The sequence below is a fragment of the Variovorax sp. GW823-FHT04B03 genome, from assembly GCF_058796495.1.
The window spans coordinates 163,259-176,802 of the sequence record NZ_JBXAIT010000003.1 but is presented as its reverse complement, the minus strand read 5'-3'; the positions used below and the strand labels follow the sequence as shown (position 1 = coordinate 176,802).

The following is a 13,544-nucleotide window of genomic DNA, read 5'->3' as shown; positions in this document are numbered from 1 at the left end:
GGCACGAACCCTCTCATCACTGGAGAAACAACACATGCAATCGATCATCCGCGTTGGCGGCCTCGCCGTTCTGCTCGCTGCTTCCGTCGCCCAGGCCCAGACGCCGGCCCCCGCTGTTCGCACCGAGAAGAACATCTCGCTCGCGCTGGCCAACCAGATCGCCGCAGAAACCGTGGCCGCCTGCGCCGCCAACGGCTACAACGTGGCCGCCACCGTGGTCGACCGCGCCGGCACCGTGCGCGCCGTGCAGCGCGCCGACAACGCCGGCCCGCACACGCTGTCGTCGAGCGAACGCAAGGCCTGGACCTCGGCTTCGGCCAAGAGCCCCACGCAAGCCATGATGGAAGGCGCCCAGAAGAACCCCGGCGCCGCCAACCTCGTGTACCTGCCGGGCTTCCTGCTGCTGGGCGGCGGCGTGCCGATCAAGTCGGGCAACGAAGTGATCGGTGCCGTGGGCGTGGGCGGTGCGCCCGGCGGCCACCTCGACGAGCAGTGCGCCAACGCCGCGCTCGAGAAGGTCAAGGGCCAGCTCTGATGACGGCGCGCGGTCTCTGGTCGGCGGTGCTCGCCGCCGCAATCGGCTGGAGCGCCGCGCCCGGCGCGGCGGCCCAGGTGCCGCCGCTGGCCGCCGAAGTGCTGGCCTACGAAGGCCTGCACCGCGCCGCCTGGCACGGCGACCTGCCCAAGCTCAAGAGCCTGATCGCCTCCGGCGCCGGCCTCGACGTGCGCGACGCGCGCGGCCGCACGCCGCTGCAGGTCGCCACCTATGCGCGCCAACGCGACGCCGTGACGCTGCTCGCCAAGGCGGGCGCGAACATCGACCTGCTCGAAGACGACCGCTACGACGCCGTGACCATCGCGTCCGTGGCCGACGACGTGACCACGCTCACGCTGCTGCTGCAACTGGGCGCCAAGCCCGGGCAGGTCACCAGCCGCTACGACGGCACCGCCTTGATCGCCGCCGCGCACCTGGGGCACGACGAGGTCGTGCGCCGGCTGGTCGCGGCCGGTGCGCCGCTGGACCACGTGAACAACCTGCACTGGACGGCGGTGATCGAGTCGATCGTGCTCGGCGACGGTGGTGCTCGCCACCAGCGCACGCTGGCCGCGCTGATCGCCGGCGGCGCCAACCTGCAACTGGCCGACCGCCAGGGCCTCACGCCGCTGCAGCTCGCAAAGGCGCGTGGCTACACGGCGATGGTGAAGCAGCTCGAAGCGGCACGCGCCAAGTAGCCTGCTGCAGCGGAAGCCGGGGCGACTCGGGGACAATCGGGCTTCCCCACGAGGAACCGCCCCATGTACATGCCTCCGCAGTTCAACGCCAAGGACCCGGCCGTCGCGCTGGGCCTCATGCGCGACCACCCCTTTGCCAACCTGATCTCGAACGACGACGAGGGCCTGCCCTTCGTCACGCACCTGCCCATCGTGGCCGAGCAGCGCGAGGGCGATGCGCTGGTGCTGCTGGGGCACTGCGCCAAGCCCAACCCGCACTGGCGCTACCTGCAGGCGCGACCGCGCGCGGTGGTGGTGTTCCAGGGGCCGCACGCTTACCTGTCGCCCTCGGTCTATCCCGACCTGGCGCGGGTGCCGACGTGGAACTACCTCGCGGTCCATTGCACCGTCGAAGCCCGGCTCGTCGAGACGCCCGAGGCCAAGGACGCGTTGCTCAAGAAGCTCATCGGCGACCACGAGCCGGCCTACGCCCAGCAGTGGAAGGACCTCGGCGAGGAGTTCCAGCGCAAGATGCTGGCCGGCATCATGGGCTTCGAGCTGCACGTGACGGCGCTGCAATGCAAGATCAAGCTCAACCAGCACCGGCCCGAATCGCACGCGGCCATGCGCGAGGTCTACCGCGCCGGCTCGGCCGACGAGCAGGCGCTGGCCGTGTGGATGGACCGGCTCGGCATGGCCGTCGCACCGGAGGCGCGCTGAGATGCGGATGTTCGGATTGATCGGCCTCGTGCTCGCGCTGGTGGTCGTCGGCCTGCTGGCGAAGCAGCAGCTGTCGCGCACCGCCATCGCCAAACAACCGGCAGCGCCCGGCGTGTCGGCTCCTGCGGCGGTCGATGCACGCACGCAGGCGCAGCAGGTCCAGCAACAGGTCAAGGACGCCCTCGACGCCGCGGCCCAGGCCCGCAAGATGCCCGATGACAACTGAGCCGGCCGCATCGACATCGGACGCGCACTGGATGGCGCTCGCGCTGCAGGAAGCGCAGCGCGCAGCCGACGCGGGCGAGGTGCCGGTGGGCGCGGTGCTGGTGAAAGACGGCCTGGTCATCGCGACCGGCCGCAACACGCCCGTGGCGCAGCACGACCCGAGCGCGCACGCCGAGATCAACGCACTGCGCGCCGGTGCCGCCGCGCTCGGCAACTACCGGCTCGACGGCTGCGAGCTGTTCGTCACGCTCGAGCCTTGCGCGATGTGCGCGGGCGCGATGCTGCATTCGCGGCTGGCGCGCGTGGTGTTCGGCGCCGCCGACCCCAAGACCGGCGCCGCGGGCTCGGTGCTCGATCTGTTCGCCGAGCCGAAACTGAACCATCACACGCACGTGCAGGGCGGCGTGCTGGCCGACGACTGCAGTGCGTTGTTGCAGCGCTTCTTCCAGCAACGCCGCAGCGCCGCGCGCGCGCAGGCCGAGCCGCTGCGCGACGATGCCTTGCGCACGCCCGTCGAACGCTTTGCCGCGCTCACCGATTTCGGCTTCGTGCCGCATCACGTCCAGGACCTGCCAATCCTGCAGGGCTGGCGCCTGCACTGGATCGACGAGACCGGCCCGGCCGGCAGCGACGGCCGCGTGGCGGACGTCCTGTGCCTGCATGGCCCGGGCGAGTGGGGCTACTTCTTCCGCCATCTCGTCGGCACGTCCGGCCTGCGCACGCTGGTGCCTGACCTCGTCGGCTTCGGCAGGAGCGACAAGCCCAAGCGTGAGGCCACGCACCGGCTCGAATGGCACCGCGACGTGCTGCTGGCGTGGCTCGACCAGGTGCATCCCGAGCCGCTTGCGCTGGTGCACAGCGCGGCGGGCGGCGAACTGGCCGCGCTGCTGCAAACGTCGGCACCGGGCCGCTTCATCGCAACGCTCGCTGCACCCGACAGCGGCGTGCGCGCCAAGGACGCCTGGCGCGCGCCGTTCCCCGACCGGGGCTACGAAGCCGCGCTGCGCGCGCTCGGTCCGCGTGCCGCATCGGGCGGGCCCACGGCCGCACAGGCCGCCACCCTGGCCCGGGAAATCCGGGACGCAATGGGATACTCGACGACGTGACGTCCAAACATATCTACATCTATTCCCCCTCCAGTGCCATCCGCGACAAGGCCGCCTTCCGGCGTGGCGTGGCGCGGTTGAAGGCCCTGGGCCATGAAGTCGAAGTCGATGAAGCCGCGCTCTTGGCGCACCAGCGTTTCGCGGGCGACGACGCCACCCGGCTGGCCGCGATCTCGCGCGCGGCCGCCAGCGGCGCCGACGTGGCGCTGATCGCGCGCGGCGGCTACGGCCTCACGCGCATCCTCGACGCGCTGCCTTACAAGGCGCTGGCCAAGGCCATCGACAAGGGCACCGAGTTCGTCGGCTGCAGCGACTTCACGGCGTTGCAGAACGCACTGCTGGCCAAGAACGGCGCCGTCACCTGGTCCGGCCCCGCGGTCGGCGAAGACTTCGGCGCTGAAGGCGGTGCCGACGACATCATGGAAGCCTGCTTCGACGACCTGTTGAGCGGGCAGGGCGAAGGCACCGGCTGGCGCATGCCGGCGCGCGACGCCGAGCTCAAGGTCAAGCCGGTCGAAGACGCCGTGCTCTGGGGCGGCAACCTCTGCGTGCTGACCAGCCTGCTGGGCACGCCGTACTTCCCGGTGGTCGACAAGGGCGTGCTCTTCATCGAAGACACCAACGAGCACCCGTACCGCGTTGAACGCATGCTCGACCAGCTGAAGCTCGCGGGCGTGCTGGCGCGCCAGAAGGCCGTCGTGTTCGGCCAGTTCACGGGCGTGCGCAACATCGCCGGCTACGACCGCGGCTTCGGCATGAACACGGTGATCGACCGGCTGCGCGCCAGCCTGAAGAAGGTGCAAGTCATTGCCGGCCTGCCGTTCGGGCACGTGCAGACCAAGGTGCTGCTGCCGGTGGGTGCGAAGGTGGCGCTGGCCGCCGAGGGGCGCGACGTGTTCCTGGTGTGGGGCCATCGGCATGGGCACCATGACCATGCTCACCACGGTCACGACCATCACGGCCACGACCATTGAGCCAGCACGCAGGCGGCCACCGGTGCCGCTGCGTTGCCGGCCGATCAGGACATCACTGGTTGGTGAAACGCTGATGGACGCGCGGGCCCATCGAGCCGGGCAGGCCGCCCTTGAACATGCTGTTGATTTCTTTCATCTGGCGCCGCGCGGCCGATTCGCCGTCGATGGCGCTCAGCGCGACCATCACGTCCTGGCGCAGGTACCAGAGGGTCTCGACATCGACCGCAAAGCGCACGCGTTGGCTGACGCGCTGGATCGATTGGCCACCGCGGCCCTGGAGCACCGACAGCATCGCCGTGCGGATGCGCCCGAGCTGACTTTCCGCAACCTGCCGCGAGCCCAGGCCGGGTACGTTCAGGAGCTGAAAAAGGCGGCGAAAGAGCAGCATGTCACGAAAAGCGTATTGCCGGGAGCTGAGACGGTCGCTACCTTAAGCCTCAGTTCGCCGGGACACAAGATGTGAAACACCGTTTCTTGTTTGCAAACAACAAGCTTTAGCGGTCTCTTTTATTGCCATTTGAATTTTGAGCGCAAAAGTATTAAAAAACTTTGGCATTCATCTGCACGATGCGCCAAGCTGGCCCTGTCGCTGCAGCGTCAACAAGAAGCTTCTGCGGATCGTTCCTTGCATGTGAAGGCGCATGTCGGGGAAACTTCTCGCAGGAGCGGCGAAAGGTCCAGAGCAACATAACCAGCGCTTGCCGCCAAGAAAAAACAGTATGGGTGTCAATTCCACAGTCGTTTTCGCGGACTTGACCGGAAGTACCAGGGTCTTCGAGGCCATGGGGAATGCACGTGCCACCGAGACCGTGACGCGGCTGACCCAATGGATCGGGCGTGTGTGCGAGGCCCACGGCGGCCGGGTCGTGAAATCGCTCGGCGACGGCGTGTTCGCCATCTTCACCAGCGGCGCCGCCGCCACGCACGCGGTCATCGAGTTGCAGCGCTACCACCAGAAGCGCCTGGCCGGCTGGCCCGTGCCGCTGCGCATGGCGCTGCAGATCGGCGTGGCCAGCGGCGATGTGGTCGAGGTGGAGGGCGACTGCTTCGGCGACGCCGTCAACCTGGCCTCGCGCCTGAGCGACCTGGCCGGCCCCGGCCAGATCTGGGTCACCGAGGCGGTGATCCAGCAACTGCACGAAGGCGCCGTGCAGCACCGCGACCTCGGGCCGATCAGCATCCGCGGACGCACCGAGATGTCGATCGTCCACCGCATCGACTGGCAGGAAGACCTCACCAGCTTCCTCACCGTGCCGGCCGCGCTGCTGCCGGCGCGCCTGCCCGATTCCACCTTCGGCCGCATCGAACTCGCGTGGCTCGACGTGCGCTCCATGTTTCGCATCGACCAGCTGCCCATTCACCTGGGCCGCGTGGGCGACGCGCAGTTCGTGGTCAACGACCCGCGCGTGTCGCGGCTGCATGCGCGCATCGAGGAGCGGCAGGGCAGTTGCGTGCTGATCGACGTCAGCACCTACGGCACCTGGGTGCGCTTCCACGGCAATGGCGGGCCGAGCCACGAGATCGCGCTGCGGCGCGACGAGTGCGTGCTGCACGGCCGCGGCGAGATCGGCCTGGGCGCGCCGCTGAGCGATTTCAGCGCCCCGACCATCGCCTTCAACACGACGGGCGACGACGTGATGCTGTCGCGCCGGGCCATCGTGAACTGAAGGCCGACTGGGAATCCCGTTCACGTTTGGCAACCAGCTGGTGCGCTTCGAGGTGCACCACTCGGGGACATGTGGCGTTGCAGGACCACGCCGGCGCCGTTCGCGCCAGGCCTGGAGCCACCATGCATTCCCCAAGTGATTCTTCCGTTTTCAGATGGGCCGCCGTCGCTGCGATCGCGGCCGGTGCGCTGCTCGCGACGGGCGCTGCCAGCGCGCGCACGAGCTGGTCGGTGCAGATCGGCACGCCCGGCGCGGTCTATGCGCCGCCGTACTACGTGCCGCCGCCCGTCTACGGCTACCCGGCCCCGATCTACTACGAACCGCCACCGCCGCGGGCCTACTACCGCCCGCCGCCGCCCGTGTACTACCGGCCGGCCCCGATCTACGTCCCGCCGCGCGGGCGCCTCTACTACGGCCCCGGCTATCCCTACCGTGCGCCGAACGATGACGACGACGATGACGACCGCGATTGACCGGCGATCCGCAAGCTTGCAGGCATGCCAATTCTTGGCGTGAACTCTGACGAAAACGTCACATTCAGTCACATTTGTAAGATCAAAGAATTCATTTCATGCCTGCGGGAGGGTTCGGGCCCGGGGCATGACACTTGCCTTGCATCGTTCAACAGGCGCGCAGAGTGCCGAAGGAGCGACAAAAAATGCAGACCAGCGTTCGGCCTTTCACCGATGTCGAGGCCGCCATTGCGGCGGTGGAGGCCCTGGACGGCGAACTCCGTAAGTTCGAGCTGGCCGTGGGGGACAACCTCCAGGACAGCATCGGCCTGCAGATGGCGCAGATCACCGACCGTGCGCTCGCACGCGGCTGGGAGCCCAGCGGCTTCATCCAGAAGGAAGGTTTTCGCCTCTACCGCTACCGCGCGATGCGCTGAAGGGCGATAGAAGGCCGGGTCAGCTGGGCGCGAGGATGCGCTCGAGCGCCCCGATGTCGATGGGCTTTTGCAGGTGGTGGTCGAACAGCACCTCGCCCGGCGCCGCATTCGCCGCGTCCCGTTCCGAAAAACCAGAAATCGCCACCAGCAGCCGCGGCGTGCCTTCGGCGGCCGTGGCACGCAGCCGGCGCGCCACCTCGGTGCCCGGGAAGTCGGGCAGGGTGAGGTCGATCAGCGCCGCATCGAAGCGCTCGCCGGCCGCTGCGTCCAGCGCCTGTTGCGCCGTGTAGGTGCAGCGGGCGGTGTGATCCTGCAGCGTCAGCAGCTCCCGCAGCAGGTCGGCCGCGGCCTCGTTGTCGTCGACGATCAGCACATTCACAGTTGTTTTCTCTCGGCATCCATTGATTGCGATCCCGCAGTATCGACGCTGTGCCTACCGGAATCCGTAACAGAGGCCTTGTTTGTTACTTCCCGCTGTCGGCCGAGGCGGGCGGCGGCTGCAGCGGCAGCTCGACGAAAAAGCGCGCGCCGTGGCCCGGCGTGCTCTCCACGCCGATGCGGCCCGCATGCAGGCTGACGATCTTGTGCGTGATGTACAGCCCCAGGCCCAGGCCGGCCGCGTGCTTGCGGCTGACGTCGGTGCGTTCGAACTGCTCGAAGATGCGCTGGTGGTCCTCGGGCGAGATGCCGATGCCCTGATCGCGCACGCTCACGACCGCCTGGTCGCCGTCCTGGCGCACCGTCATCTCGACCGGCTTGCCGCCGCCGTAGCGCAGCGCGTTGGTCAAGAGGTTGGTCAGCACCTGTTCGATGCGGAACTCGTCCCACACGCCGCGCAGCGCCGGGGGCGCGTCCAGGCGGATGGTGCAGCCCGCGGCCTCGGCCTGGTGGCGCAGGTTGTCGACCACGGCGCGGGCCAGCTCGGCCAGGTCGACCGGCTTGGTCTGGATCGACAGCGCGTCGCGCCGCAGCCGCGTCACGTCGAGCATGTCGTCGATGAGCCGCACCATGTTGCGGATCTGCCGCTGGTCGCGCTCGATCATGGTGGGCAGCTTCTCGGGCGAGAAGCTGTCGAGCTTGCCCTTGGACAGGTGCAGCTGCCGCAGCTGCGCCTCCAGGTAGAGCGTGTTCAGCGGCGTGCGCAGTTCGTGCGACACCATCGACATGAAGTCGTCGCGCATGCGCACCGCGCGCTCCAGCTCGCGCTGCGTGTGCTGCAGCTGCTGCACCAGCTCTTCCTGCTTGCGGTGCGCGGCGGCCAGCGATTCCATTTCGTGGCGCAGCGCCTTGCGGTGCTGGTGCAGGTCGACGAACACGCTCACCTTGCTGACCACCGCGTGTGGGTCGAGCGGCTTGTGCAGGAAGTCGACCGCGCCGCTTTCGTAGCCCTGGAAGGCGTAGTTCATCTCGCGCCCGGCGGCGCTCACGAAGATGATCGGGATGTGCCGCGTGCGCTCGGTGCCGCGCATCAGCTCGGCCAGCTCGAAGCCGTTCATGCCGGGCATCTGCACGTCGACGATGGCGAGCGCGAATTCGTGTTCCAGCAGCAGCGCCAGCGCGGCCTCGGCCGAACCGGCGCGGTACACCAGCCGCCCGGGCGCGCGGATCAGCGCCTCGAGCGCCAGCAGGTTCTCGGGCAGGTCGTCGACGATCAGCAGCTTGCTTTCGACCTCAATGGGCATGGGCGGGCTCCAGTAGCTGCAGCAGGATGCGCAGGTCGCGCAGCCGAAGCACGTGGTCGGGGGCGTGGCGCGCAATGGCGGCGAGGGGCATGGTGGGAACCAGGGCTTCTTTCGGGTCTTGCACGGCGGTGAGTCCGCCGGCGCGGTGGATGCGCAGCAGGCCTTCGGCGCCGTCTTCGTTGGCGCCGGTCATGAGAAAACCGGCCACCGAGGGCCCGTAGGCGTCGGCGGCCGAGGCCATGAGCACGTCGATGGACGGGCGCGAGAACAGCACGGGCGGCTCGCAGCTCAATGAAAAGCGGCGCCCGCGCTCGATCGACAGGTGGTAGCCCGGCGGCGCGAAGTACAGGCAGCCGTCCACCAGCGGCATCTTGTCGAGCGCCTCGTGCACGGGAATCGGCAGGCGCTGCGCAAAGATCTCGGCCAGGTGGCTCTCGTGCGATTCGGGCAGGTGCAGCACCACCGCCATCGGAATGCGCCAGTTGGCCGGCAGGCCGTCGAGCACCGCACTGAGCGCGTCGATGCCGCCGGCCGAGGCGCCGAGCACCACGGCCTCGACGCGGCGAACCGGAAACGGACGGTGCTGCGTGCCGGCGCGCTTCATGCGACCTTGCGGTAGATGCGCTCGGCACGCGCGTGGGCGTCGAAGCGGTCGGCGTAGCCCGAGAAGTCGATGCTCTCCTTCGAGCCCAGCCCGAGAAAACCGCGGTGCGACAGCGACTCGTGGAACAGCCCGAGCGCGCGGTCCTGCAGCTGGCGGTTGAAGTAGATCAGCACATTGCGGCACGACACCAGCTGCGTCTCGGCGAACACGCTGTCGGTGGCCAGGCTGTGGTCGGCAAAGATCACGTCGGCGCACAGCGACGGGTCGAAGCGCGCGGCCTCGTAGGCGGCGGTGTAGTAGTCGGAGAACGCGCTCAGGCCGCCCGCGCGCTGGTAGTTGGCCGTGTAGCCGCGGATCGCCTCGAGCGGGAAGATGCCCTGGCGCGCCTTCTCGAGCGAGGCCGGGTTGATGTCGGTGGCGTAGATCTGCGTGCGCTCGAGCAGGCCTTCCTCGCGCAGCAGGATGGCCAGCGAGAACACCTCTTCGCCCGTGCTGCAGCCCGCGACCCACACCTTGACCGACGGGTAGGTGTGCAGGATCGGCACCACGTGCCGGCGCAGCGCCAGGAAGTAGGCCGGGTCGCGGAACATCTCGCTCACAGGAATCGTCAGGAACTGCAGCAACTGGCCGAACAGCGCCGCGTCGCGCAGCACGCGGTCCTGCAGCGCCGAGATGCTGGGCAGCTCGAGCTGCTCCAGCGCATACAGCACGCGGCGCTTCTGCGAGGCGGTGGTGTAGTTGCGGAAGTCGTAGCTGTACTTGAGGTAGATGGCCTCCATCAGCAGGCGCAGCTCGATCTCGGTGTCGCTCAGCGGCTGGGGCTGCATGGGGGCGGTGGCCGGATCCTGCAGCGCGGCGGGAAGGGGCTTGCGGGTCACAGGCGCTCCATCTTCGGCATCCACACGCGCAACAGCGAGAACAGGCGCTCCAGGTCGACCGGCTTGGCCAGGTAGTCGCTGGCGCCGGCGGCCAGGCACTGGTCGCGGTCGTCCTTCATGGCCTTGGCGGTGATGGCGATCACCGGCATCTTCGCGAAGCGCGGGTCGGCGCGCAGGTGGCGCGTGGCTTCCAGGCCGTCCATCTCCGGCATCATGACGTCCATCAGCACGAGGTCGATCTCGCTGACCTGGTCCAGGCGCTCCAGTGCCTCGCGGCCGTTGCGCCCGATCTCGACCGTGGCGCCGCGCTGCTCCAGCGCGCTGGTGAGCGCGAAGATGTTGCGCACGTCGTCGTCCACCAGCAGGATGGTGCGGCCCTCGAAGATGCGGTCGCGCCCGCGCGCCGTCTTCAGCATGCCCTGGCGTTCACTGGACAGCGAGGCCTCGACCTTGTGCAGGAACAGTGTCACCTCGTCGAGCAGCCGCTCGGGCGAGCGCGCGCCCTTGATGATGATCGAGCGCGAGTAGCGCTGCAGCTCGGTTTCTTCGTCGCGCGTGAGGTTGCGCCCGGTGTAGACGATGACCGGCGGGAACGACACGATCTCTTCCGCCGCCATGGCCTTGAGCAGCTCGCTGCCCTGCATGTCGGGCAGCCGCAGGTCGGTGATCATGCAGTCGAACACGCGCGTGCGCAGCAGCGCGAGCGCTTCCTCGCCGGAGCCGACCGCGACGATCTCGATGTCGTCGTCGCCGATCAGCCTGATCACGCTCTCGCGCTGCAAGGCGTCGTCTTCCACCAGCAGCACGACCTTGACCTTCTGCGTGAGCTTTTCTTCCAGCCGGCCGAACACCTTGGTCAGCTCCTCGCGCGTGGCCGGCTTCAGCGCGAAGCCGATGGCGCCCATGTGCAGCGCGGCGGCCTGCGCGTTGTCGGCGGCCGAGACCACGTGGATCGGGATGTGGCGCGTGTGCGGCGAGTCCTTGAGCTTTTGCAGCACGTCCAGGCCGGTGCTGTCGGGCAGGCGCATGTCCAGCAGGATCGCGTCGGGCACGAACTGCGTGGCCAGCTCGAAGCCGTCGGCCGCGCCGTGCGCCACCAGGCAGCGGTAACCCAGTTCGTGCGCCAGGTCGTACAGGATGTGGGCGAACTGCGGCTCGTCCTCGATGACCAGCACGCGGCGCACCTGGTCGCGCGGAATCGAGCGGTCGTCCGCGAAGCGCGGGGCCGGCACCACGGGCGCTGGGGCAGGGGGCGCGAGCGGCGGCGGCGACAGCACGGCGGGCGCATGCGAAGACGTCGACACCGAACGCAGCGTGCCCACGGGCGTGGCCGGCGCGGGCGAGGTCTGCGGCGCGCGCGGCGGCAGCTGCAGCGTGAAGGTGCTGCCCTGGCCGGCCTCGCTCTTCACCGTCAGCGAGCCGCCCAGCAGCTGCGTGAGGTCGCGCGAGATCGACAGGCCCAGCCCTGTGCCGCCGTAGCGCCGGCTGGTGGTGCCGTCGGCCTGGCGGAAGGCTTCGAAGATCAGCTCGTGCTGCTGCGGGTCGATGCCGATGCCCGAGTCGTGCACCGCAAAGGCCGCGCCGCCGTCGGCCGTGGCCGACACCGTGAGCGCCACTTCGCCGCGCTCGGTGAACTTGATCGCGTTCGACAGCAGGTTCTTCAGGATCTGCTCCACGCGTTGCCGGTCGGTGACCAGCAGGGCGGGCGCGTCGGGCCGCAGCTCCAGGCGGAACTCCAGGTTCTTGTCGGTCGCGAGCGGGCGGAAGGTGCTTTCCAGGCTCTGGGCCAGCTTGTCGAGCGGCACCTCCTCGGGCACCAGTTCGAGCTTGCCGGCCTCGACCTTGGCGATGTCCAGGATGTCGTTGATCAGCACCAGCAGGTCGTTGCCCGAAGCGTAGATCGATTCCGCGAACTTCACCTGCTCCAGCGACAGGTTGCCCTGCGGGTTGTCGCCCAGCAGCTTGGCCAGGATGAGCGCGCTGTTCAGCGGCGTGCGCAGTTCGTGCGACATGTTCGCGAGAAACTCCGACTTGTAGCGGCTGGCGCGCTGCAGCTCGTCGGCGCGGTCTTCCAGGTCGCGCTGCACGCGGCGCAGGGCGGTGTTGCGCTGGTCGAGCGCCTCGGTGCGCTCGGAGAGCTGGCTGTTGGTCTGCTCCAGCTCGGCCTGCTGGTTCTCCAGCATGGCCTGCGAGGCGCGCAGGGCGCGCGACTGTTCTTCGAGCTCTTCGTTGGCGGTGCGCAGCTCTTCCTGCTGCACCTGCAGCTCTTCGTTGAGCTGCTGCGTTTCGGCCAGCACGTCCTGCAATTGCTCGCGGTAGCGCGCCGCCGCCAGCGAAGTGCCGATGTCGTCGGCCACGAGGTCGAACAGCTGCTCGCTGCGCGCGTCCGGCGTGCCCGGCAGGCCGAGTTCGAGCACGCCGTTGACGGCGCCATCGGCCGCCACCGGCAGCAGCAGCACGGCCTTGGGCGCCATCTCGCCGAGGCCGGAATTGACCTTCAGGTAGTCGGCCTGCACCGGATCGATCAGCATGCGGCGCTGCTCGGCCGCCGCCTGGCCGACCAGGCTTTCGGTGGGGGAGAACACCTGCGGCGAGGCTTCGGCCTCGCTGGAGAAACCGTAGCTCGCGGCGCGACGCAGCGGGCCGTGGCGTTCGCGCACATAGAGCGCGCCCACGGAGCTGCCGAGATGGCGCGAGAAGAACGCGAGGATCTTGCGGCCCATGTCCGGCGCACTGAGTTCGCCGACCAGCTCGCCCACCAGCTCGGTCTGCGCGTTGCGCAGCCAGGCCTCCTGCGACAGGCGCTCGGCGTGCGCCGCCTGTTCGCCCAGCACCACGTCGTAACTGTCGGACAGGCGCATCAGCTGCCGGCGCCCGAAGAACGCCACCAGGCCCGAGTACACCAGCGTGAACAGAAGGAACAGCCCGACCACCCACCAGCTCGTGCGGTTGGCCTCGGTGTTGCGCTGGAAGCGCAGCGTCTGCTCGGTGTCCATGAAGGCCGTGAACTCGGCGCGCAGGTCGTCGGTCAGGCGCTTGCCGCGGCCCAGCCGAACGGTGGCCTGCGGATCGATGCCGTTGCGCCGCGCCTCGATCATTTCCCGCGCGAAGGTCAGCCACGACTCCTGCAGGCCGACGATGCGGTCGACGCGCTCCACCTGCTGGCGGTTGTCCGACACCTGGCGGCGCAGCGCGTCGGTGTCGGCCTTCAGGCGCGGCAGGGCGGACTGGTAGGGCTCGAGAAAACTCTCCTCGCCGGTGATCAGGAAGCCGCGCATGCCCGTTTCCATGTCGATGGAGCGGCGTTGCAGTTCGCTGGCGGCGCGCGTGACCTGGTCGGTGTGCTCGACCCAGCTCAGGCTCGTCAGCAGATACAGGATCAGCGCGACGAACGCCACGGCGCCGATCAGTCCGCCCAGCAGCGGCAGCTTGAGGTTGCGGCTGAGCAGGCGGTCGAATTCGACGGGGTCGATCGCGGAGGGAGTTTTCATGAATGCATTTGTAAGCAAAACTTGTCAAGTCTTGCCGAAAAAGATCATTTGACCTGTCGGAGAAGGCCTCGATACCGATTTGTGTGACGTATTGCC

General features: G+C 68.6%; 15 protein-coding genes. 9 read left to right on the top strand and 6 right to left on the bottom strand.

Features of this window, described 5'->3' with window-relative positions; all coding sequences use genetic code 11:
• Positions 1-34 precede the first annotated feature (34 nt).
• The 6 genes from AC1RAD_RS13915 to AC1RAD_RS13890 all read left to right on the top strand — a co-directional run bounded on the left by AC1RAD_RS13915 (position 35) and on the right by AC1RAD_RS13890 (position 4,237).
• Positions 35-535 carry a GlcG/HbpS family heme-binding protein gene (locus AC1RAD_RS13915; RefSeq protein ID WP_056581174.1) on the top strand — a complete coding sequence of 167 codons (501 nt, stop codon included), beginning with the start codon at positions 35-37 and terminating at the stop codon, positions 533-535.
• Complete coding sequence (locus AC1RAD_RS13910) at positions 535-1,233, top strand: ankyrin repeat domain-containing protein (protein WP_307638278.1); 699 nt, start codon at positions 535-537, stop codon at positions 1,231-1,233. Before AC1RAD_RS13915 ends, AC1RAD_RS13910 begins: the two co-directional genes overlap by 1 nt.
• Before the next feature lie 63 nt (positions 1,234-1,296).
• A complete protein-coding gene (locus AC1RAD_RS13905) occupies positions 1,297-1,932 on the top strand; it encodes an FMN-binding negative transcriptional regulator (protein WP_095745222.1) in 636 nt (211 codons plus the stop codon).
• 1 nt (position 1,933) lies between these two features.
• Positions 1,934-2,158: a hypothetical protein gene (locus tag AC1RAD_RS13900; protein WP_492683767.1), complete on the top strand. Its 225-nt coding sequence runs from the start codon at positions 1,934-1,936 to the stop codon at positions 2,156-2,158.
• A complete protein-coding gene (gene tadA / locus AC1RAD_RS13895; RefSeq protein ID WP_492735438.1) occupies positions 2,148-3,263 on the top strand; it encodes a tRNA adenosine(34) deaminase TadA in 1,116 nt (371 codons plus the stop codon). The genes AC1RAD_RS13900 and tadA overlap by 11 nt, the downstream gene beginning before the upstream one ends.
• Positions 3,260-4,237, top strand: coding sequence for an LD-carboxypeptidase (locus AC1RAD_RS13890; protein ID WP_492735436.1), 978 nt, complete (start codon positions 3,260-3,262; stop codon positions 4,235-4,237). Before tadA ends, AC1RAD_RS13890 begins: the two co-directional genes overlap by 4 nt.
• A gap of 52 nt (positions 4,238-4,289) precedes the next feature.
• Here AC1RAD_RS13890 and AC1RAD_RS13885 read toward each other — a convergent pair whose 3' ends face one another.
• Complete coding sequence (locus AC1RAD_RS13885; RefSeq protein ID WP_062480058.1) at positions 4,290-4,625, bottom strand: hypothetical protein; 336 nt, start codon at positions 4,623-4,625, stop codon at positions 4,290-4,292.
• A 331-nt stretch (positions 4,626-4,956) separates the two neighbouring features.
• On the opposite strand from AC1RAD_RS13885, the gene AC1RAD_RS13880 reads away from it, so the two are divergent.
• The 3 genes from AC1RAD_RS13880 (at position 4,957) to AC1RAD_RS13870 (ending at position 6,793) form a co-directional block, all read left to right on the top strand.
• Positions 4,957-5,904, top strand: a complete 948-nt coding sequence (locus AC1RAD_RS13880; RefSeq protein WP_062480056.1) for an adenylate/guanylate cyclase domain-containing protein — start codon at positions 4,957-4,959, stop codon at positions 5,902-5,904.
• Positions 5,905-6,026: 122 nt separating this feature from the next.
• Positions 6,027-6,377: a hypothetical protein gene (locus AC1RAD_RS13875; RefSeq protein WP_307693693.1), complete on the top strand. Its 351-nt coding sequence runs from the start codon at positions 6,027-6,029 to the stop codon at positions 6,375-6,377.
• A 185-nt stretch (positions 6,378-6,562) separates the two neighbouring features.
• Positions 6,563-6,793, top strand: coding sequence for a hypothetical protein (locus AC1RAD_RS13870; RefSeq protein WP_070060568.1), 231 nt, complete (start codon positions 6,563-6,565; stop codon positions 6,791-6,793).
• A 19-nt stretch (positions 6,794-6,812) separates the two neighbouring features.
• Here AC1RAD_RS13870 and AC1RAD_RS13865 read toward each other — a convergent pair whose 3' ends face one another.
• The 5 genes from AC1RAD_RS13865 to AC1RAD_RS13845 form a co-directional block, all read right to left on the bottom strand.
• On the bottom strand, positions 6,813-7,172 hold the full coding sequence (locus AC1RAD_RS13865) for a response regulator (RefSeq protein ID WP_095745227.1): 360 nt from the start codon (positions 7,170-7,172) through the stop codon (positions 6,813-6,815).
• An 85-nt stretch (positions 7,173-7,257) separates the two neighbouring features.
• Positions 7,258-8,475, bottom strand: a complete 1,218-nt coding sequence (locus AC1RAD_RS13860) for a hybrid sensor histidine kinase/response regulator (RefSeq protein WP_492735434.1) — start codon at positions 8,473-8,475, stop codon at positions 7,258-7,260.
• The gene (locus AC1RAD_RS13855; RefSeq protein ID WP_062480044.1) at positions 8,465-9,079 is read right to left on the bottom strand and encodes a chemotaxis protein CheB; all 615 of its coding nucleotides are present in this window, start codon (positions 9,077-9,079) and stop codon (positions 8,465-8,467) included. Before AC1RAD_RS13855 ends, AC1RAD_RS13860 begins: the two co-directional genes overlap by 11 nt.
• A complete protein-coding gene (locus AC1RAD_RS13850; protein WP_062480071.1) occupies positions 9,076-9,906 on the bottom strand; it encodes a CheR family methyltransferase in 831 nt (276 codons plus the stop codon). The genes AC1RAD_RS13855 and AC1RAD_RS13850 overlap by 4 nt, the downstream gene beginning before the upstream one ends.
• A 47-nt stretch (positions 9,907-9,953) precedes the next feature.
• On the bottom strand, positions 9,954-13,448 hold the full coding sequence (locus tag AC1RAD_RS13845; RefSeq protein WP_492735432.1) for a response regulator: 3,495 nt from the start codon (positions 13,446-13,448) through the stop codon (positions 9,954-9,956).
• Between the last annotated feature and the right edge of the window lie 96 nt (positions 13,449-13,544).